The sequence below is a fragment of the Pseudooceanicola profundi genome, assembly GCF_050897955.1.
Taxonomy (GTDB): Bacteria; Pseudomonadota; Alphaproteobacteria; order Rhodobacterales; family Rhodobacteraceae; genus Pseudooceanicola.
On the sequence record NZ_JBPAXZ010000001.1, the window covers coordinates 767,762 to 787,482 of the forward strand.

At 66.9% G+C, this 19,721-nt stretch carries 23 protein-coding genes; 4 read left to right on the top strand and 19 right to left on the bottom strand.

Features of this window, described 5'->3' with window-relative positions; translation table 11 throughout:
• Positions 1 to 13 precede the first annotated feature (13 nt).
• The 4 genes from ACRARG_RS03715 to ACRARG_RS03730 all read left to right on the top strand — a co-directional run bounded on the left by ACRARG_RS03715 (position 14) and on the right by ACRARG_RS03730 (position 3,272).
• Complete coding sequence (locus ACRARG_RS03715) at positions 14 to 1,042, top strand: trans-3-hydroxy-L-proline dehydratase (protein WP_432688629.1); 1,029 nt, start codon at positions 14 to 16, stop codon at positions 1,040 to 1,042.
• Positions 1,043 to 1,189: 147 nt separating this feature from the next.
• Positions 1,190 to 1,696, top strand: coding sequence for a peptidylprolyl isomerase (locus ACRARG_RS03720; protein WP_432688630.1), 507 nt, complete (start codon positions 1,190 to 1,192; stop codon positions 1,694 to 1,696).
• On the top strand, positions 1,689 to 2,240 hold the full coding sequence (locus ACRARG_RS03725; RefSeq protein WP_432688631.1) for a peptidylprolyl isomerase: 552 nt from the start codon (positions 1,689 to 1,691) through the stop codon (positions 2,238 to 2,240). Before ACRARG_RS03720 ends, ACRARG_RS03725 begins: the two co-directional genes overlap by 8 nt.
• Before the next feature lie 255 nt (positions 2,241 to 2,495).
• Positions 2,496 to 3,272 carry a transglutaminase-like domain-containing protein gene (locus ACRARG_RS03730; protein WP_432688632.1) on the top strand — a complete coding sequence of 259 codons (777 nt, stop codon included), beginning with the start codon at positions 2,496 to 2,498 and terminating at the stop codon, positions 3,270 to 3,272.
• A gap of 136 nt (positions 3,273 to 3,408) precedes the next feature.
• Here the strand turns inward: ACRARG_RS03730 and cysE are convergent, their stop codons facing one another.
• The 19 genes from cysE to mltG form a co-directional block, all read right to left on the bottom strand.
• Positions 3,409 to 4,212: a serine O-acetyltransferase gene (cysE, locus tag ACRARG_RS03735; RefSeq protein WP_432688633.1), complete on the bottom strand. Its 804-nt coding sequence runs from the start codon at positions 4,210 to 4,212 to the stop codon at positions 3,409 to 3,411.
• Between the two features lie 130 nt (positions 4,213 to 4,342).
• Complete coding sequence (locus tag ACRARG_RS03740) at positions 4,343 to 8,221, bottom strand: baseplate multidomain protein megatron (RefSeq protein WP_432688634.1); 3,879 nt, start codon at positions 8,219 to 8,221, stop codon at positions 4,343 to 4,345.
• 4 nt (positions 8,222 to 8,225) lie between these two features.
• Positions 8,226 to 8,657 carry an NlpC/P60 family protein gene (locus tag ACRARG_RS03745; RefSeq protein ID WP_432688635.1) on the bottom strand — a complete coding sequence of 144 codons (432 nt, stop codon included), beginning with the start codon at positions 8,655 to 8,657 and terminating at the stop codon, positions 8,226 to 8,228.
• Positions 8,654 to 9,532 carry a phage/gene transfer agent baseplate hub protein gene (locus ACRARG_RS03750; RefSeq protein ID WP_432688636.1) on the bottom strand — a complete coding sequence of 293 codons (879 nt, stop codon included), beginning with the start codon at positions 9,530 to 9,532 and terminating at the stop codon, positions 8,654 to 8,656. The genes ACRARG_RS03745 and ACRARG_RS03750 overlap by 4 nt, the downstream gene beginning before the upstream one ends.
• The gene (locus ACRARG_RS03755; RefSeq protein ID WP_432688637.1) at positions 9,529 to 10,158 is read right to left on the bottom strand and encodes a phage distal tail protein, Rcc01695 family; all 630 of its coding nucleotides are present in this window, start codon (positions 10,156 to 10,158) and stop codon (positions 9,529 to 9,531) included. Before ACRARG_RS03755 ends, ACRARG_RS03750 begins: the two co-directional genes overlap by 4 nt.
• A gap of 19 nt (positions 10,159 to 10,177) precedes the next feature.
• The gene (locus ACRARG_RS03760) at positions 10,178 to 10,834 is read right to left on the bottom strand and encodes an RcGTA-type gene transfer agent tail tape measure protein (protein WP_432688638.1); all 657 of its coding nucleotides are present in this window, start codon (positions 10,832 to 10,834) and stop codon (positions 10,178 to 10,180) included.
• Positions 10,821 to 11,033: a rcc01693 family protein gene (locus ACRARG_RS03765; RefSeq protein ID WP_432688639.1), complete on the bottom strand. Its 213-nt coding sequence runs from the start codon at positions 11,031 to 11,033 to the stop codon at positions 10,821 to 10,823. Before ACRARG_RS03765 ends, ACRARG_RS03760 begins: the two co-directional genes overlap by 14 nt.
• On the bottom strand, positions 11,030 to 11,353 hold the full coding sequence (locus ACRARG_RS03770; RefSeq protein ID WP_432688640.1) for a GTA-gp10 family protein: 324 nt from the start codon (positions 11,351 to 11,353) through the stop codon (positions 11,030 to 11,032). The genes ACRARG_RS03765 and ACRARG_RS03770 overlap by 4 nt, the downstream gene beginning before the upstream one ends.
• Before the next feature lie 10 nt (positions 11,354 to 11,363).
• Positions 11,364 to 11,777, bottom strand: a complete 414-nt coding sequence (locus tag ACRARG_RS03775; RefSeq protein ID WP_432688641.1) for a phage major tail protein, TP901-1 family — start codon at positions 11,775 to 11,777, stop codon at positions 11,364 to 11,366.
• Positions 11,778 to 11,794: 17 nt separating this feature from the next.
• Positions 11,795 to 12,208, bottom strand: coding sequence for a DUF3168 domain-containing protein (locus tag ACRARG_RS03780; RefSeq protein ID WP_432688642.1), 414 nt, complete (start codon positions 12,206 to 12,208; stop codon positions 11,795 to 11,797).
• Positions 12,205 to 12,537: a head-tail adaptor protein gene (locus ACRARG_RS03785; RefSeq protein ID WP_432688643.1), complete on the bottom strand. Its 333-nt coding sequence runs from the start codon at positions 12,535 to 12,537 to the stop codon at positions 12,205 to 12,207. Before ACRARG_RS03785 ends, ACRARG_RS03780 begins: the two co-directional genes overlap by 4 nt.
• Positions 12,537 to 13,133 carry a head-tail connector protein gene (locus ACRARG_RS03790; protein WP_432688644.1) on the bottom strand — a complete coding sequence of 199 codons (597 nt, stop codon included), beginning with the start codon at positions 13,131 to 13,133 and terminating at the stop codon, positions 12,537 to 12,539. Before ACRARG_RS03790 ends, ACRARG_RS03785 begins: the two co-directional genes overlap by 1 nt.
• 125 nt (positions 13,134 to 13,258) lie before the next feature.
• Complete coding sequence (locus ACRARG_RS03795; protein ID WP_432688645.1) at positions 13,259 to 14,449, bottom strand: phage major capsid protein; 1,191 nt, start codon at positions 14,447 to 14,449, stop codon at positions 13,259 to 13,261.
• Between the two features lie 21 nt (positions 14,450 to 14,470).
• The gene (locus ACRARG_RS03800; protein WP_432688646.1) at positions 14,471 to 15,007 is read right to left on the bottom strand and encodes an HK97 family phage prohead protease; all 537 of its coding nucleotides are present in this window, start codon (positions 15,005 to 15,007) and stop codon (positions 14,471 to 14,473) included.
• Between the two features lie 24 nt (positions 15,008 to 15,031).
• Positions 15,032 to 15,268 (bottom strand): GTA head formation protein, RCAP_rcc01685 family, encoded by a 237-nt coding sequence (locus tag ACRARG_RS03805; protein ID WP_432688647.1) that lies wholly within the window; start codon positions 15,266 to 15,268, stop codon positions 15,032 to 15,034.
• Positions 15,265 to 16,434, bottom strand: a complete 1,170-nt coding sequence (locus ACRARG_RS03810) for a phage portal protein (protein WP_432688648.1) — start codon at positions 16,432 to 16,434, stop codon at positions 15,265 to 15,267. The genes ACRARG_RS03805 and ACRARG_RS03810 overlap by 4 nt, the downstream gene beginning before the upstream one ends.
• Positions 16,435 to 16,509: 75 nt before the next feature.
• The gene (locus ACRARG_RS03815) at positions 16,510 to 17,853 is read right to left on the bottom strand and encodes a DNA-packaging protein (protein ID WP_432691313.1); all 1,344 of its coding nucleotides are present in this window, start codon (positions 17,851 to 17,853) and stop codon (positions 16,510 to 16,512) included.
• Positions 17,789 to 18,241 (bottom strand): hypothetical protein, encoded by a 453-nt coding sequence (locus ACRARG_RS03820; protein ID WP_432688649.1) that lies wholly within the window; start codon positions 18,239 to 18,241, stop codon positions 17,789 to 17,791. Before ACRARG_RS03820 ends, ACRARG_RS03815 begins: the two co-directional genes overlap by 65 nt.
• Before the next feature lie 320 nt (positions 18,242 to 18,561).
• Complete coding sequence (mltG, locus tag ACRARG_RS03825; RefSeq protein WP_432688650.1) at positions 18,562 to 19,719, bottom strand: endolytic transglycosylase MltG; 1,158 nt, start codon at positions 19,717 to 19,719, stop codon at positions 18,562 to 18,564.
• Between the last annotated feature and the right edge of the window lie 2 nt (positions 19,720 to 19,721).

The following is a 19,721-nucleotide window of genomic DNA, read 5'->3' on the forward strand; positions in this document are numbered from 1 at the left end:
ACCAGAGGTCCCCATGCGCAGCACCAAAACCATCCACGTCATCTCTGCCCATGCCGAAGGCGAGGTCGGCGACGTCATCGTCGGCGGCGTCACCCCACCCCCGGGCGACACGCTCTGGGACCAAAGCCGCTGGATCGCGCGCGACAATACCCTGCGCAATTTTGTGTTGAACGAACCACGCGGCGGCGTCTTCCGGCACGTGAACCTGCTGGTGCCGCCCAAAAATCCCGAAGCCGACGCCGCCTTCATCATCATGGAGCCAGAGGACACGCCCCCAATGTCCGGCTCCAATTCCATCTGCGTCTCCACCGTGCTGCTCGACGGCGGGCTGATCCCCATGCAGGAACCAGTGACGGAATTCACGCTGGAAGCGCCGGGCGGACTTGTCCGGGTCCGTGCCGACTGCCGCGATGGCAAGGCAGAGCGTATCCATGTCCAGAACCTCCCCAGCTTCGCCCAGAGGCTCGACGCCCGGCTCGAACCCGAAGGCCACGCGCCCCTGACCGTCGACACGGCCTTTGGCGGCGACAGTTTCGTGGTGGTGGACGCGGCGGCCCTCGGTCTCTCGCTGACCCCGGACGAAGCGCATGACATCGCCCGCCTCGGCGCCCGCTTTGCCCGCGCGGCGACAGAACAGCTCGGCTTCACCCATCCCACCAACCCGGACTGGCGGCATATCTCCTTCTGCCTCTTCGCGGGCCCCCTCTCTGAAACGACCGAAGGCCTTGCCGCCCGCGCCGCCGTGGCGATCCAGCCCGGCAAGGTCGACCGTTCCCCGACCGGGACCGCGCTCTCGGCCCGCCTCGCCCTCCTGCACGCCCGTGGCCAGATCGCCCCGGGCCAGAGCCTGACCACCACCTCCCTCATCGGCTCCACCTTCACGGGCCGAATCCTCGGAACCACCCCGTTCGGCGGGATCACCGCCATCCGACCCGAAATTTCTGGTCGCGGCTGGATCACCGGCATCCACCAGCACATGCTGGACCCTTCGGATCCCTGGCCCGAAGGCTACCGACTGACCGACACCTGGGGCGCGCGCTGAGCCCCTCGTCTTGCCCCAAATCCTCCCGCCGGAGGCGCCGGAGACACTCCCGCCGCCGCCCCGGTGCCCACACCGCAACGCACAGCCGCCCTTCCCTTTCGCGCCCTGACCCCCTACATCTCCGCCCAACGAACTCAGGAGACCCCCATGGCCGACATCAAAGACCCCGAAAACACCATCCTGCTGGAACTCAAGGGCGGCACCGTCACGATCGAGCTGCTGCCCGACGTGGCCCCCGAACATTCCAACCGCATGAAGGAACTGGCCCGCGCCGGCGCCTATGACAACGTGGCCTTCCACCGCGTCATCGACGGCTTCATGGCCCAGACCGGCGATGTGAAGCACGGCAATATGGAAAACGATTTCAACCTGCGCATGGCAGGCACCGGCGGGTCGGACCTGCCCGACCTGCCGGCCGAATTCTCCAAACTGCCGCATGACCGCGGTACGCTGGGCGCCGCACGGTCGCAGAACCCGAATTCTGCCAATTCGCAGTTTTTCATCAACTTCAAGGACAACCACTTCCTGAACGGCCAGTACACCGTCTATGGCCGGGTTGTGGACGGCATGGATCATGTCGATGCGATCACCCGCGGCGAGCCGCCCGCGACGCCGGACCGGATGATCTCTGTCAAGGTGGCCGCTGATGCGTAAGCTCGCGCTCTCCCTGGTGGCCCTGCTGGCCGCCGCCCCGGCCTTTGCCACCGGCCTCGATATCGAGGTCGCGGGCGAGGCCAATGGCACGATCCATATCGACCTGCTGGACGATGTGGCGCCCAAACATGTCGCGCAGATCACCGCAATCGCCAAGGAAGGCGCCTATGACGGCGTCTATTTCCACCGCGTGATCGACGGCTTCATGGCCCAGACCGGCGATGTGGAGTTTGCGAAAGAAGGCGGCGATATGCGCCGTGCCGGCATGGGCGGCTCCGCCCGCCCCGATATCCCGGCGGAATTCTCGGACCTGCCCTTCGACCGCGGTGTCGTCGGCATGGCCCGGTCGCAGAACCCCAATTCCGCCAATTCGCAGTTCTTCATCATGTTTGCGCCCGGCCCGTTTCTGAACGGCCAGTACACCGTGGTGGGCAAGGTGACCTCCGGCATGGAGGTGGTCGATGCGATCAAACGCGGTTCCGGCCAGAACGGATCGGTCGTGGGCGAGCCCGACCGTATGGTGACGGTCACCGTCACCCCGTAATGCGATTGCCTGCGCGGCCTTGCGGCCCCGCAGGCGGTGGTGGGGGGCGTTGCCCCCCGTCGACAGGCGCGGAACGCGCCCGTCGCCTCCCCCCAGGATATTTTGGGACCAGAGAAGGGGGCGGGGCTGGCACCTGGCCCGGGGCGTCGTCTGAGCGTCTTTTGCCGCGGGAATTCCGCCGCAATGTCTTGCCCTGGCGGCAAAGGGGCGCATCTGAGGGGAGAGACTGTCCTTCTCTCGCCTGAAAGGCTTCTGATGCGCTATGCAATTGACGTCAGCATGACCTACCGCTTTGCGGAGCCGCCGCTGGTCCTCCTCGCGGTCGAGGCCGCAGAGATGCCGGGCCAGATCATCCGCAATGCCGCGCTGCACCTGGGAGAGGCGAGGATCGACCGCGTGGCGGGCGATTGCGGGATCGGGGACCGTATCTGGGCCCGGCCGCAGGGCCAGGAGATGGGTCTGGCGTATCATGCGGAGGTGGAGATCACCCGCGCCGCGCCGCCGCTGGCGGGCCTCGGGGCCGATCCGCTTTATGCTTTACCGGCAGAGGCGGTGCCCTATCTCCGCCCGTCGCGCTACTGCCAGTCCGACAAGTTCACCGCCTATGTGGAGAAGCATTTCAGCCATCTGCAGGGCGGCGCCAAGGTGGCCGCGATGCGGGACTGGATCGAGGGGGAGCTGTCTTATGTCCCCGGCGCCTCTGACGCCGATACCCATGTGCTGGAGACCTTTGCCAGCCGTCAGGGGGTCTGCCGCGACTATGCCCATCTGCTCTGCGCCATGGTCCGGGCGGCGCGGATCCCCGCGCGCGCCGTCGCCGCCTATGGCCCAAGGGTCGCGCCGCAGGATTTCCATGCCGTGGTCGAGGTCTGGCTGGACGGCGAATGGCACCTTGTGGATGGCACCGGCATGGGCGGGCCGGAGGACCTGACGATCATCGCGGTTGGGCGCGACGCCTATGACATCGCCTTCATGGAGAGCGACCTGCCGGCAGAGCTGGTCCGGCAGGAGGTGCGCGTCACCCTGCTGTAACGGGGGGTGCTATCCCCGGGGCCCGGACCCCAACGGGGACAGCGACGGACGGGATGCCATAGCTGCCGTTCAACGCAAAAGGCCCCCGCAAATCTCTGCGAGGGCCGTCCAGCTCCATACAGATAGGGTCCGGGGCTCAGCCGCCGAACATATGGTCCATGCTGACCGAGGGCTGGGCGCAGCCCGCCTCCCCCACGATCCGCGCCGGCACGCCCGCGACGGTTTTCATCGGCGGCACCTCGTCCAGCACGACCGACCCCGCCGCGATGCGGGAGCAATGGCCAATGCGGATATTGCCCAGCACCTTGGCCCCGGCGCCGATCAGCACGCCATCCTCGATCTTGGGATGCCGGTCCTGATCCTCTTTCCCGGTGCCACCCAGCGTCACCGAATGCAGGATCGACACGTTGTTGCCGACAACCGCCGTCTCCCCGATGACAATGGAATGGGCGTGGTCGATCATGATCCCCTGCCCGATCCGCGCCGCCGGATGGATATCGACGCCGAACATCTCTGACGTCCGCATCTGGAAGAAATAGGCCAGATCCGTGCGCCCCTCCGTCCACAGCCAATGTGCCACGCGATAGGCCTGAACCGCCTGGAAGCCCTTGAAATACATCAGGGGCTGCAGGTAGCGGTGGCAGGCCGGGTCGCGGTCATAGACCGCCATGACATCGGCCCGCGCGGCTGCCGCCAGCGACGGATCGGCCTGATGCGCCTCGTCACAGATCTCGCGCAGCAGCTGCTCCGACATCTCGGAATTGGTCAGCTTCATCGCGATCCGGTAGCTCAGCGCATTCTCGATCGACTTGTGGTGCAGGATGACGGAATGGATCAGACCGCCCAGCATCGGCTCCTTCGCGATCGCCTCCTCGGCTTCGCGGGTGATCCGGTCCCAGACGGGATCGACAGGCGTCAGGCGGGCACGGGTTTCGGCCATGGCTTGGTCCTTGCATTGGGTTGCATCGGGCGCCCGCCGGACGGGCCTTGATCTGGATTACCCTAGCAGATAGGCGCGCCGCTGGAAAACGCAATGCTGTGATCCGAATGCATTCCCATCTGTGATGATATCACAGCATCACAACCGCCGCATCCCCCGGCCCGAAACTGGCCGAGATCTGCGCCACCCGCAGCTCCCGCCCCGCCGTGCCGCCATCCGCCGCCTGCATCGCCGCCGAATAGAGCCATTGCGGCGCCGTCACCTCCGCCTCGCGGAGCAGCGTCGCGCCGTCCCGGACCTCGATCCTGTAGCGCTCTGCCTCCTCGCCCAGCGGCACGTCCCAGCCATCGCCATCGACCCGCGAGCGCCGGATCCATGTCACATCCAGATCGCCTGTTCCGGAAACCCGCAGATGCACCGGGCTCAGCGGTTTCAGCCCGTTGCCCTGAAACGCATGGCTCACCGCCCGGTAACTGCTGTCCCCCAGATCGCGCGAGGCCGGGCCGATGCGGAAATGCCGGGTCTGGCCGCGCTGCGCCGGCGTCAGGGCAATCTGCCCGGGCCGGCCGTTCATCGCGACGACGTAAGACCCGGCGGGCCAGACCGCAGGCATGCCCGCATCCGTCCCCAGTTGCCCCCGCAGCCGGTAGCTGAGGTCAAACCCGCCACCGCCAAGCGCCACCACATCGCGCACCTGCATCAGCTCCCACCCGGACGGGGAGCCATCGCCAATCGCCAGCAGGTTCCCACCCGCCAGCAGCGCCGCGTCCGAAATCGACGCCAATGCCCCCCGCGTCAGCCGAACCCTCAGCGCCGCGCCCCGGTCCACCCGGCCCGGTCCGGCGGCCTGCAACGCGGTCTCCGTCACCCCGATGACGGACCAGCTTTCCACAAGCTGGTCAAAGACATAGCCCTCTCCGGCCACGGCAGAGGAATAGACCGCCACATCCCCCGGCCAGGGGTTGGCCACCACCGCCAGATGCGGCGCCACCGGGTCCTCCGCCCCCGTCATCAGCGGCAAGTCGAGGAAGAGCGGCAGCACCGGCACCGGCGGCACGAACTCAGGCGCGCGCAGCGCATCGCCGTCGACGACGACGGGCCGGTAGGCTTCCGGATCGACCCGCACCGCCTCCGCCAGCAGCATCCCGGCGCGCTCCACCCGGTCGATCCGGTAGAGGCCAGACTCCGCGATCTCCACCACATCGCCCGGCCCCAGATCGCCCTCTGACGGCGGCAGGGCCAGCCGCGCGGTATCGCGCGACACCTGCGCCTCGATCAGCCAGCGTTCGACCACCTGCCGCCCCTCGCCGCGCAGCATCACCAGACGCAGCTCCTGCCCCGCCACCACATCCGTATCGGCCCCGGGCAGATACGCCTCCTCCGCCACCGTCTCGAAGGCGCCATGCGCCTCCACGAACCGCACGCGGACCCGCCCCGCCAGCTCTGCCTCAGACGCGCGCGCCTCCTCCAGCCCGCCCTCGACCTCATCCGACAGCGCCAGCCGCCCCGGCTCCAGCACCCGGTCCGCACGCCCGTCGCGCATCCGGAACCGCAGGACGCCCTCCCGCTCCACCGCATCAAAGCCGAAGCGCAGCATCAGCGCCTGCAGCGCCTGCCGGGGCGTGCCGCCCAAAGGCTCCTCCATGCCCCAGACCACACCCCAGAGCCGCGAAGTATCGATCTCGTAAACCCCTGACGCAGCACAGATATCCGTCACGACCGAGGCCAGAGAGCGGGACGAGGCCCGCCCCGTCAGCCAATGCCCCCGCGCATAATTCGCCCCGTCCGACCAGACCGCCTCATTGGCCGGGAACCACGGGAAAGGCCGCGAATCCCAGGCCCAGACATGGGCGCGGTCCATATCCAGCATCCGCCCGTCATAGATGACAGACCGAGGGTTCTTCGACACATCGTCCCAATAGGAATAGATCGCCCGCAGGTACTGCATCGCGATCAGGTCATCCCGCGCCCCGGTCGAATGATAGGGTGGCACCGATTCCGAGGATTTCGGGTCGAGGAACTTGTTCGGCTGGTTCGTCGCCTTGTCCATGGCGGCGCAACCCAGCTCCGTGAACCAGATCGGTTTCGACTGCGGCTCCCATGCCGTGGGTTCGGCCTGCCGGATACCGCCGATCCGTTCGTAATGCGCGTTGAGCCACCAGTTGCGGATGTCCTTGTAGCGCCAGATCCACGGCTCCCCCTCGCTATCGGTGATCGGGGTGCGGATCTGCGCCGCCCGCGCCTCTGCCGAATGGTAATACCAGTCATACCCCTCGCCCCCTTCGACATTGGACCGAAGGTAATCGAGCGCGTAGATATCCCCCCAATGCGCATCCAGATGCGCCTCGCCCTCCCGCCAGTCCGACAGCGGCATGTAATTGTCGATCCCGATGAAATCGCAGTTCGCATCGGCCCAGAGCGGGTCGAGGTGGAAATACCGGTCCCCCGTCCCGTCCTGCGGCTGGTAGCCAAAATATTCCGACCAGTCAGCGGCATAGCCCAGCTTGGCCCCGGGCAGCAGCGCCCGAACCTCCGCCGCCAGCGCCTGCATCTGCCCCACCGCCGGAAACCCCAGATCGTCGCGCAGCTGCGTCAACCCGCGCATTTCCGACCCGATGCAAAAGGCATCCACGCCCCCCGCCGCAGCCGACAGCGCCGCGCAATGCAGGATGAACCGGTTATATCGCCATTCATCAGGGCCGCCGTAACTCACCACCCCGTCGCCCACCGTGAAATCCGCCGCAGCGGCGGTGCCAAAGAACGCCGCCACCTCAACTCCGGCCGCCGCCGTCCCATCCGGCGACCCCGCCACACCAGGTGCAGCGGACCCGGTGATCCGCCCGCGCCAGGGCAGCACCGGCTGGCCGGCCTCCCCGGTCCAGGGGTTGGTCAGCACATTGCCCGCCATCTGGTCCATCAGGATGAACGGGTAGATCATCACCTTCAGCCCGCGCGCAGTCATCTCCCGGATCGCCTCCACGACAGAGGCATCGGCAGGTGTGCCGCCATAGACCGGACGCCCCTCCTCCAGCGGCACCTGCTCGGCGGAGGCACGGTCCAGCCCCGCGACGGACCAGGGCATCTCCTCCCCTTCCTGTTCCGTAAACTCAATGCAGGGGCGGATAAAACAACGGTCACAGCGCAGGTCATCGCCAAACCAGCACAGGATGAGCGAGACCGAGCGGCACTCCGGCAGCTCCATCTCCAGCTGATCCAGCGCCGTGGGCAAATCCGCCTTGCCCGAGGCCGCATGCACATTGGCCAACCGCACATTGCCCGCCCCCAGATCGACCGTGACCGGCGTCGTCGCCAGCGCATATTCGCCGCTGCCGGGGATCATCGCCACGCCGCGCACCGCCCGCGCCGGATCATCCGGCCCGATCTCCACAGGCGCAGGCCGCGCCACCTCGAACGAAAACTGCGGCACCCGGTTGCCGAACCGGCCAAGGTCCAGATCCTCCAGCACCACATAGGCCGTGCCGCGATAGGCGGGCACGAGGCCGGTGCCCTCCACCGCCTCCATCTTCGGATCGGGCGGCTGGTCCATCCTGCCCCTGTAGACGGTCATCCCCAGATCATCCGTCGCAATCTCCGCCCCGTCGGCCCAGACCCGGCCCACGCCGGAAATCTCCCCCTCGCAGAGCGCGATGGCCAGGCTTACCCGGTAGGAATAGTCCCGCACCGTGGGCCGCGAAGGCAGGCCCTTGCCGCCCCCCGTCTCCGTCACGACCTCCTCGAACTGGGTGGCCCAGATCACTTGGCCCGCGACCCGCATCCGCCCGTGCACCCGCACCACCGGATCGCCCTCGCCCGTGCCCATGAGACGCAGCCGCTCGACCCGCCCCGTCTCCACGGTATCCGATCCCTGACCCATCAGCCGCTGGTCGATCGCCCGGCCCAGGACGGCGCCGACGAACCGCCCCGCCACGACCGAGGACAGCCCCAGAACCGTCCCGCCAAGGGACCCGCCAATCGCCGCCCCCGCCGCCGACAAAAGCAATGTTGCCATGAGGTTACTCCTTCACCGGAAAGGCAAACCGCGCCACGATGCGCCGCGCCCAGGGGGGCGTCAGCGCGCTTTCGACCACCGCATGGCCGGAATAGGCATGGATGAAGCTGGGGCTGGCCCCGACCTCCCCCTGCACCCCCAGATGCTTGGCCACGCCCCGGTCGCGCATCCGGAACAGCAGCACATCGCCGGGCGCGGCCGCGGTCAGCGCCTTGCCCTCCAGATGGGTCAGCGCCGCCTGCCAGAGCGCCTCCTGCCCGCCCGCCTCCGACCAGTCGCGGGTATAGGCCGGGACCGCCACGGGCTCCGCCCCCAGCACCTCCCGCCAGATCCCCCGGATCAGGCCCAGACAATCCGTCCCCGCGCCGCGCGCAGAGGCCTGATGCAGATAGGGCGTGCCGATCCAGCCGCGCGCTGCCGTGACATAGTCGTTCATCGCCGGCTCCCCCCGGTGCTCTGCCCGCTGGCGGCCGGAACAACGGTCATCCAGTCATCGCCGGGAATATCCGGAAAACCCTGAAAATTCAGCGCATTATGGAACTTGACCCCGCAGGTGTGGAACCGCCGGTCACAGCCCGCCGTCACCCGCACGCGGTCCCCTACGGCCAGAGGCGCGCGCAGGGTCTGCCACAGATGCAGCTCCCGCCCGGCCTCCACCACCAGATCGCGTTTCACCGCGCCGACCAACCCCTCGGCCGCCCCGTCCAGAACCAGCAGTCTGCCGCGTTCGAACCACCCCTCCGCCTGCGCCAGCGCGGGCAGTACCAGCCGCCCGCCCTCGACCTCAAGGACCGCCGCTTCCGCCAGATATTCCGGCAAGCTCAGATCGATCCCGCAGGCCGCATCCCCCAGCACCGCACCGCAGCCCTTCTGATAGACCCGGCCGGAGGGCTGGTTCAGCCCCTCCGCCAGCCCGCGCAGCTCCGCCCGGAAGCCATTTGCAGCCCGCGTAATCTCTCCGATCGTGCCGCGAAACATCAGCTGGCGTTCGCCAACAGAGGCCCAGTTGACCAGCCAGGCCCGCACCTCCGCCCCGTCGAACCGGCCCGCATCGATCTCCGCCTCCGTCAAAGCGGCGGAGGTCAGCGCCCCCAGAGCCTCCGAATTGTCGACCGAGAGCCCCGTGCCCTGCTGCAAGGCCAGCGCCGACAACCCACTGTCCGCCCGGAACTCCAGGCCATCAAAGGACAAATCCCGGTCGTGATCGGTGAAGCCAAGCGTCCCGCCATCCCGCCGTACAATCGCCCAGGCGTGACAGACCGTGGTCGCCCCGCCCGCCAGATGCGCCTTCAGACCCGCGTCAAAGCTCATACCCTGACCTCCACCACCGGCACCGAGGGCACATCGCCTGCCTGGAACGACGCGACGGAGACCGCGATCCGGTCCGTATCGAACCGCACCGGCACGTCGAACTCGAACCCCGCAGTCACCTCCATGCCCGCGGGCGGCGCGCTGACCAGAACGATCAGTCCAGTCGTCAGGTCCAGAGTGTAATCCACCCCTTCGCTCAACAGATCCCCGCCCACAGCGACCTTGACCGTCGCGGCCACAGGCTTTGTCACCTCCCGCCGGTGCACATAGGCGCCGGAGCGGTAATTCTTCGCCAGACCAAAGGTCAGGCTGTCACCGTCGCCCAGACCAACCACCTGATCCGTCTCAGAAATCACGCCCGAGGGCGCACAGCTCCGGTAATCGGCCCAGTCCTTCCAGCGGAACCCGTAAAGCTGGCCCTGCCTTGCCTCGAAAAAGGCGATCAGCGCCTCGATATCGTCCATCGACCGCATCGCCACCCCGGCGTCATAGCGCCGGCGGGACTGCGACCAGGGCGCGTTGCGCTCTTCATAGCCATTGGCAAGCGTGACGATCTCCGTCCGCCGCTCCGGCCCGCCGGAGGAACCGCGGCTCAGCGCCGGGGGAAACCTGACCTCGTGGAACATCGCGCCCTCCTTCAGGAAATCAGCGGTTGCGCTGGCCGCGGCTCAGCGCGCGGCCCATCTGGGCGGCAAGCTGGCTCTGCGACCGGCGGAATGTTTCGACATCGGGAGTCTGGACGTTCATCACGACCGTCACGCCGCCGCCCTGGCTGCGCACGCCAAGCCGCCCGTCCGTGCCGCGTGACAGCGGCAGGATCGCCTCCGGCCCGGCCTCGCCCATCAGCCCGGTGGCGCCGCGCATCGGAAAGGTCACGGGGCTGCGCACCACGCCGCCGCTGGCAAAGGGCATCACCCGCCCCTGCGACAGCGCGGCACCCTCGGCAAAAGGCATAAGCCCCTGAAATAACGACCCGACCCCACGCGCCAGCATCCCGCCAAAGTGATCCGTCACCGGCCGGACCGCCGCCGAATAGGCCGCATTCACCATGGAATTCGCCACCACCTGCAGGGCATCCGACAGCTTCGCCCCGTCCAGCACAACACCGTCCAGCGCCCGCCGCAGCCCCCGGCTCAGCCCGCTCTCGACGGTGGAAATATCCTTGCCCGTCTCGGCCAGAGCCGTGCGCATGCGGCGCAGCTCGCTTTCAAATCCGGCGGCCATATCCGTGGCCCCGCCCAGCGACAGCTCCAGCGCGGCCACCTGAGTGCCCAGATCCCCGAACCCCTCAATCTCGTCCATTCTCTCCACCTTCTTTCCAGATCACCTCGTCCGGAAACGCCTCCAGCAGCTCATCCAGCCGCCGGCGATCCAGCGGGCGGTCGCCCGCATCGCCCAGCATCATCCTCAGCTCGGCCGGGGTCAGCGCCCAGAACTCCGCCGGGCGGAGCCGCAGACCGATCAGTCCAGCCCGCAGCAGACCCGCCCAGTCGGTTTTCACCGCAGCTCTCCCGGCAGGGAAAAGGCCCGCGTCAGCAGCTCTGCCGCGGCCCGCGACGCCCCCACCGGGCCGCCGTCGATCTGCGCGCAAAGCAGGTCCTCCGCCCCGCCTTTCCAGCCGCCACCGCGCAAACCCGCCACGATCAGCGACAACACGTCCCGGGTAGAAAACCCCGACTTTTCAAATCGTTCCACCAGCTCAACCAGAGACCCGGCCGCCATGGCTGCCTCAAGCTCCGCCAGGGCACCCAGCGTCAGCCGCATCACAAAGCGCTCGCCATCGATGGTCAGCGCGACTTCTCCGGCATGGGGGTTGACCATGTCGCCCTCCTCAGATCGCGGTGAATGTCAGCGCACCGGCAGAGGCCATCGACATCTCATATGTCGCCTCCCCGTCATGCGACCCGGCATATTCCAGCCCGGTGACCTGGAACGGTCCTTCCACAATGCCGAAGTCCGGTATCACCACCTGGAAATCCGGCACCTCGCCGTCAAAGAAGATCTGACGCGCCCGTTCGTCCGACCCGGCATCGCGGAACACCCCGGCCCCGGAAATCGAGGCCGACCGGACACCAGCACCGCCCAGCAGCTCCCGCCAGCCGCCCGTGCTTTCCAGCGATGTCACATCCACCGTCTCTGCATTGAAGGAGACGCGCGTCGCGCGCAGCCCCGCGAGGGTCTGGAACTGACCGTCATCGGCCATATCCACCTTGACCAACAGGTCCTTGCCATTCTGTACTGCCATGTCAGGCTCCAATCACCTTAAGGTTGATCATCCAGCAGGGCACGAAAGATCAGATCGATCCTTCTCTGTTGCCCGGCCTCGTCACGCCGGGCCCGGGCCCGACGAAAATTCAAAGCGACCACCCGCCCGCGATCGAGTGGACCAATCGGTCCGGAAAGCACATCGGTCACGGTCCCGGCAACGGCCTTGGCCTGCTGGAACCCGGCATTGTCGGTAACGACCGACACGGTAAAGTCATGCCGGGCACCAGCGCCGCTCCGGTCGGAACGCGCCTGCACCACCTCCGGCCCGATGCTCACATAAAGCGACGGGATGGCCCCGACCCGAGGCGCGTCGAATATCGCGTCGCCAACCATCTGCTGCAGCGCATCACTTCCCGTAAGCCTCTGATATACAGCCTTTTTCAAGGCCCCCGACAGGGCATAAGTCATGCCGCGACCTCCTCTGTCGCAAAGCAGGTCAGGAACCGGCCTTCCGGGTCGCGTTCTGCCACGGCCTCGATTCGGTAGAACCGGTCTTCCTCGCGGAACCGCTGCCCGGCGCGGGGGCGTTCGATGCCGCCCACAGGTGTCCCGCGCACCACAATCCGCCAGGACATCCGGGACGTCGGCAGATTTCCGAACTCCGCCCCCCGGCCGGTCCGTGCCATGATCTCCGCCCAGCACTGGCCCAGCGGCACCCATTTTTCGGTGAATCCGCCCGCCTCGTCCGGCATACGGAGGAATTCCTCAAGGATCAGCCTGCGGTTGAGCCGGACCATCACCACGCTCCCCCGTTGAACAGCCGCAAGGGCCGGTGCCGCTGAAGCAGCGACGTGACCCCAAAGGGCATGCAGCCCGGTCCCAGCCCCATCGCATCGCGATTGTCATAGTAATGCGCGGCAAGCATCATCACCGCCTGTGCCAGATCGGCCGGAATCCCGTCCCAGTCCGGACCGAACCCGGCGGTCATGCGCACCTGCATCAACCCGCCCTCCGGCACCGGCGGCAGATCGGGACCGCGCGCTTCCAGCATGGGGGCAAAGGCATCGGGCACCAGCCGGTAGCGCGCCGCATCCACAACCTCGCTGACGCCCGCGGCATCCAGACGGGTGACCTCCAGTATGGCCGACACCGGCGCCAAGGGAATCACCTGGGCCCGGGGGTCGCGCCAGCGCGGCAAAGTCCAAAGAAACGTACGCTGAATCAATGCCTTGCCGGTCCGCGCCTCCACGGCCGCCAACGCGGCGCGCAAAAAGCTCTCCAGCACCTCGTCCTGCAGGCTGGCCCCCGTGAAGCCCGTCCCCAGCCGGAGATGGGATTTCAGCGCCTCGACCGGCAGCGCGGCCAGCGGAACCTCGTTTTCCTCGATCAACATTCCCGAACCCTTTCGTAAATCCGTCAGGCGCGGCCACCCCGCTGCCGCGGACGGAGGGAGCAGCTGGACAGCAAAGGACCGCGCCCACACCGGGGACCCGAAGGCCCCCGGCGACCCGGCGCGCCTTAGGACACGCCGAATTTCAGCAGCTTGATCGCCGCGAAATCGGTCACATCGCCGCCGACGCGTTTGGTCGCGTAGAAGAGCACATGCGGCTTGGCGGAGAAGGGATCGCGCAGCACCCGCAGATCGGGACGTTCGGCCACCGTGTAGCCCGCCCGGAAATCCCCGAAGGCGATGGAGAAGCTGCCGGAGGCGATATCGGGCATATCCTCGGCCACCAGCACCGGATAGCCCATCAGCCGCGCCGGTTCGCCCGCCGCCAGCCCGTCGGACCAGAGGAACCGGCCGTCGCCATCCTTGAGCTTGCGCACTGCGCCCGCCGTCTTGGAGTTCATCACGAAAGTGCCATTGGCGCGGTAGCGGGCGCCAAGCGCATAGACCAGATCGACAATCGCATCCGCCGGGTCGTTGGGGTCAAAGGCGCCATCCGATCCGGTGGCGATATAGCCCAGCTCATCCCAGTCCCAGGACGCATTGGCTACCTTGGTTTTCGTGAGGAATCCCGTGGGTTTATCGGTGCCATTGCCGGAGACAAACGCCGATGCCTCGGAGCGGGCGAACTTGTCGGCGATCCGCGCGGCCAGCCAGCCCTCCATATCGAACGCCGCGTCGTCCAGCAGCCGCTGGGAGGCCTTGGGCAGCGCCGAAAGCTCATAAAGCGGGATGGAGATACGGTCGAAGACGGAGGTGGTCGATTCCGACACCGACCCCGTCTCCGACACCCAGCCGGATCCGATGTCGGTCGTGTCGACCAGCACGTCGTAGGAGGTCGCCTCCACCTGCACGACATTGGCCACCTGACGCAGCGAGGCGGAGGAATAGAGGACGTTCTGCACTGTCTCAGAGGTCTTCGGATCGACAAGGTAGCCGCCATCGGCCGCCATGGCCGTGCTCATGGCCTTGCCTTCGAGCACCAGCCCCCGCAGCCCGTCATCGTCGCCGGAGCGGAGATAGGCGCCAAAGGCCTTGAGATGGGGCGCGGCGGCATCGGCCTCCGTCGCGAGCGCCGGGCGCTGGCCCAGGGTTGTCTTGCGGTCAAGCATGGTCAAACGGCTTTCCTGTTGTTTCAATCTGGTTTCGATCCCGTCACGGAAGCTTTTGAATTCCGTCACGAATCCCGCCACTGCGGTCTTCACCTCGGCGGCCGGAGACAAAGCCTCTCCGGGCCGAGAAGTGCTCTCGGGTGTCGTCATCTTCGTTTCCCTTCGAAGGGTTCAGCGCGGGGCCTGGCCCGCCATCTCCTGCCGCGCCGCATTCAGCGCCGCCGCCACATCGCGCAGGGGGTCGTCGGGGCTGTCGCCCTTGGCCGAAACCCGCGCACTGGGAAGCATCGGGAAAGTGACAAGCGACACCTCCCAGAGCTCCAGTTCGGTGAGGAGCCTGCCGCCCCCCGCAGCCTTCTCCGCCCGGACCGTACGGTACCCGATGGAGAGGCCATCAATCGCGCCGGCCCGGATCAGCGCCGCTGCTTCGCGGGCCTTTTCGACCCCTTCCAGCAGGTGGCCCTTGACCCAGAGCCCGGCGTCATCCTCGCGGATTTCCTCCCAGATCCCGATGGGTTGCGAGGGGTCGTGCTGCCAGAGCATCATCACCTTGCGCCCGGTCGCCAGAGAGGCCGCATAGGCCCCCTTCGCCACCGTATCGCCGCCCTGATCGGAGGCGCCGAAACGGCTGGCATAGCCCGTGATCCGGAAATCGTCGGTGACCGAAACGCCGGTCGTCATGGGCAGAAATTTACATTCAATATCCATGGGTTAATCCCTTTTCCTTCACTGTCAGGGCAGCCGGGTTAAGATCGACTGGAAGCCTTCTGCAAGTATCACCGCAACCACGCCGTAGACGGTCAGCCAGAGCCGTCGTTCCAGCCGTTCGATCACCACCTCAAGCCGGGTCAGCTGGTCGTGGATGCGGTCGTTTTCCAGCCGCGACACCCGCTCATGCGCCTCCAGACGCAGCGCCGGCGCGCAGTCGAAGCTTTCAAACCCGTAGCGGCGGGGGGCGTGATCGGTCATTCCGCCTCCTCCGCCGGGAGGCCCAGCAGGGCGCGTTTCTCGGCGCGGGTCAGGAAGTCGGCGCGGGCCACACGGGCCCATTGCGCGTCGCGTTCCGCGGCCAGCGCCGGCACCTGATCGAGGTCCGGCTTCAGCATCGCCGAATCGCCGGTGAACCCCTGCAGCCAGTGGGAGATGGAGGCCGTCACCCGGCTGACCAGCGGCAGCACGGTCAGGCGAAAGAACGCCCGGTGCGCCTCCTGATAGTTCGCATAGGTCGCCTCTCCGGGGATGCCGAGCAGCATGGGCGGCACGCCGAAGGCCAGCGCGATGTCGCGCGCGGCGGCGAGCTTGGTCTCGTGGAATTCCATGTCCGAGGGGCTGAACCCCATCGGTTTCCAGTCGAGCCCCCCTTCCAGCAGCATCGGCCGCCCCGCATTGCGCGCGCCCATGTGATGCGCCTCCAGCTCGCTGACCAGCCGGTCATATTGATCGCCAGCCATCGCCGCCCCGTCTGCGGCGCCATAGACGATCGCACCCGAAGGCCGCGCGGCATTGTCCAGCAGCGCCTTGGACCAGGCGGAGGCAGAATTATGCACGTCCAGCGCCTGCGCCGCGGCCTGTAGCGCCGACAGCCCGTAATGATCGTCCTGCGGATGGAAATTGCGGATATGACAGACACTTGCGCGCGGCCCGGTCGCATCGAACCGATGCTTACGCCCGCCCACGGCATAGTCATAGCCCACCGGCCAGCCGTCCGCCCCGGGCACCACCGCCATCCGGTCGGAGCGCAGCACATGCAGCTCCACCGGCGCGCCCTCTTCGCCCGCCACGGCCTCCAGATAGCCATTGCCGGTCAGCAGAAGCTGGGCATAAAGCGCCTCCAGCAGCTCTGCCCGGCCCTGCGCGCCATTGGGACGGGACAGAAGCGACAGGACGGGATGCACCTCATAGCGGCGCTCCGCATCCTGCAGGACCAGAGGCAGGGCCGCGCCCGCCTCTGCGATCATCTTGACCGCCCGGAAACCCACCGGATTGCCGGCGAACCCGGTCCGGGTCAGCGTGGCCATATCGCGCGGCGACCAGACCACGCGCCCCGCCGAATGGTAAGAGATCACCGGCCCAGCGGCGCTGGCCTTGACCTCCTCCACGGGCGTGTCCCGCCGGAAATAGTCGATGACACCCATCCTGTCGCTCCTTCCACTCCACGCCCCCACGGCGCTTGAAGGGCAATGTGTTCGCAAATGGTTAAGACGGTCTTCCTAGAGCGAACGCACCCTCGGGTTTCGACGCAACGCCCCCGGGAGAATCATCAGCTCATGCAGCGCCCAGACCAGTGCATCGAGCCTGTCGGGGCTGGCCTTTCCCTCGTAACCCCTTGTGGTCATGGCACAAAGCTGATCCTCCAGCAGAGGCATCGGGGCGGCATGCGACACCCGCCCCTGTTCGTAAAGCGCCGCGACAGGCTCTGCCCGGGCGGCCTTGCCCTGTGTTGCGCGCACCTGTTTGACCGGCACCAGAGGGTCGATCTGGCGGATCACCGTCTCTACCAGATCGCCGCCCTGATTGACCTCCGCCACGATGCGATCCGCGTTATGACGGGCAAAGGCGGCCACGGCGGCCTCCGCCCATTGCACCGGGGAGGCGGCGGTGACGGAGGCATCCTCCAGCACATAGGCGCGCCAGTCGGCGGGTGTGGCGCCGCCGGTGACCCCCGCCACGACGATCCCGCATTCATCCGATCCAGAATGGCCGGTCACGGGCGGGTCCACGGCCACCACGATCCTGTCCAAAGCGGGCACAGAGTCGACCCGGCAGCCATCCAGCATGTCCGAAGTCCAGAACGCTCCATCCAGATCGTCGAGCAGCACGCCGTCCAGCTCCTGCCGTGCCAGCCGTGACCCGGCATACCGCGCGCGCACCTCCCGCAGGAAACTGTCGGCCAGATTGGCGCGATTGGCCTCTGTCGGCGCATGGGTGGTGACGGTGGAGGGCATCTGCAGCAGATCCTTCAACAGCCCCACGTTGCGCGGCGTGGTGGTGACGCAGCAGCGCGGGTCGTCGCCCAGCCGCAGGGCGAATTGCAGCATGTCCCAGGTGTCCCGCGCCTTTTTCCACTTGGCCAGCTCATCGACCCAGGCGGCGTCGAACTGCGGGCCGCGCAGCCCCTCCGGCTCATGCGCCGAGAAGGCCTGAGCCACGGCGCCATTGGGCCATGTCAGCTGCTTGCGGGTGGCGGACCAGTCGGGGCGGCGGTCGGGCGGCGAACAGGCGAGGATGCCACTGTCACCAAAGATCATCACCTCCCGCACCTGGTCGATCGTTTCCCCCACCAGCGCGACACGGCGGCAGTGCCCATGGTCGAGCGGACGGTCGCCTTCGACCATGGACCGCACCCATTCCGCCCCGGCGCGCGTCTTGCCCGCGCCGCGCCCGCCGAGGATTACCCAGCTGCGCCAGTCCCCCTCTGGCGGCAGCTGATGCGGCATGGCCCAGAATTCAAAGAGAAAAGGGAGAGCCAGAAGCTCTCCCTCCGTCAGATCATCCAGAAACAGATCCTGCACCACAGCATCCTCTGAGGCGATCCAGCTTGCACCCGATCTCAGCCCGGGCAGCGCCGAGGTCGAATCCGATATCTCCGGCAATGCCGAGCTCCTTGCGTCTGTCTTCATTGATCCGGGCCTCCAGGTCCCATGTGTTTTTCAGAAATCCCCGGATATCGGCCGAGAGGCGCAGCGCCTCCTTCACCGCCCCGGGATCGTCCTGCCGGACAAGATCCTGCACTGCACGCAGACAGGATTTCAGCTCGCATAGCTCACCCACGATTTCTTCGATGTGACCGGTGAGTGCGCTGGTCTCACGCTCCTTGGTAATCAGAGTCATTTTTATTGCCCCATTCTTGAGATGGTTTTGATCGACCGCCCGCAGGAGCCAGACACGCAAACGGCCCCGGAGGATACACCTCCGGGGCCGTTCGCATGCCTGTTCCAGCATAGCGGTATATCTATCCTGAACCGCGCGATGGGTCAAATAACCCCCTGTTAACGCACGCTCTTTCAGGTAACAAATTATTAAGAATTTTGCGCTCCGCGAGCGGATCGCGACGGAGGGGGGCTCTGCCCCCCGCCGGCTGACGCCGGCTCCCCCCGGGATACTTGCCGGACCAGAGAAGATGAACCCGGGCTTCTTCGGGACAAAAATATCCTGGGGGGAGCGCCGCTCCCGCAGGGAGAGGTGCGGGGGGCAAAGCCCCCCTGGGCCCGAAAGGCCCGCCCAAAGATCGGAATGCGCCGCAGGCGCGCAATTGGATCAGACTACTGGTTCTGGCGTGACGCCTCGATCTCGCGCCAGGCCGCGACATTCCGGTTGTGATCTTCGAGATTGGTCGCGAATGCATGCCCACCGGAGCCGTCTGCCACAAAGAAGATATAGTCCGTGTCAGCCGGGTTTACGGCGGCCAGAAGCGACGCGCGGCCGGGGTTGGCAATTGGTGTCGGCGGCAGCCCTTCGATCACATAGGTATTGTAGGGCGTGGCGCGATCCAGTTCGGAGCGGCGCAGGCCACGGCCAAGAACGCCTTCGCCATTTGTGATCCCATAGATGACGGTCGGGTCCGTCTGCAGCCGCATCCCCTGATTGAGCCGGTTGACAAAGACCGAGGCGACCTGATCCCGTTCTTCCGCAACCCCGGTCTCCTTTTCGATGATCGACGCCATGACGAGCACCTCTTCCGGTGAGGCGTAAGGCAGATCAGAGGCGCGATTCTCCCAGGCACTGGCCAGCAGCGCCGCCTGCGCCGTTTCCATCTGCGCGACCAGTGCCGCCCGGTCGTCGCCCGGGCGCACTTCGTAGCTGTCCGGTGCCAGCGTCCCTTCGGCGGGACGCGCGGGCACCTCGCCTTCCAGCACATCGACAAACTTCAGCCCTTCGATCACCTGCCATGACGTGACGCCTTCGGCCACGGTTACGCGATACCGGGTGTCTCCCCGGGCCCGCATCGTCGTAAATTCCGCCGGCGGTTCCGCGCCTTCGGTCGGATCGAATTCGGCCATTTCGACATAGCGGCCCGTCGCCGGGTCAAGTTCGCGCACCTGTACCGACTCGCGGTTCACACCGATGCGATAGACGATCTCCGTCCCGCAGGTATTGGCCCCGCCCCGGGTGACGATATCGACGATCTCCTCCATGGAGGCGCCTGGCGGAACGAGGAAACTGCCCGCCTTCAGCTGGTCGGTCTTCTCGGTGTAATCGGCGCCGATCCTGAGGATCGCGCCGGAGGTCACGGCGCCCCGTTCCTCCAGCTCTTCCGACACGGCAGACAGCCGCTCGCCCGAGGGCACACGGACGCAGATCGCCTCTGTCAGCGGTCCCTCGGCGCGGTACTGCTCCTTGCCCCAGAGCACAACGCCCCCGGCCAGAAAGATTAGCACCACAAACAGCGTCAGGGCATTGGAGGCAATGGCGCGCCACATGG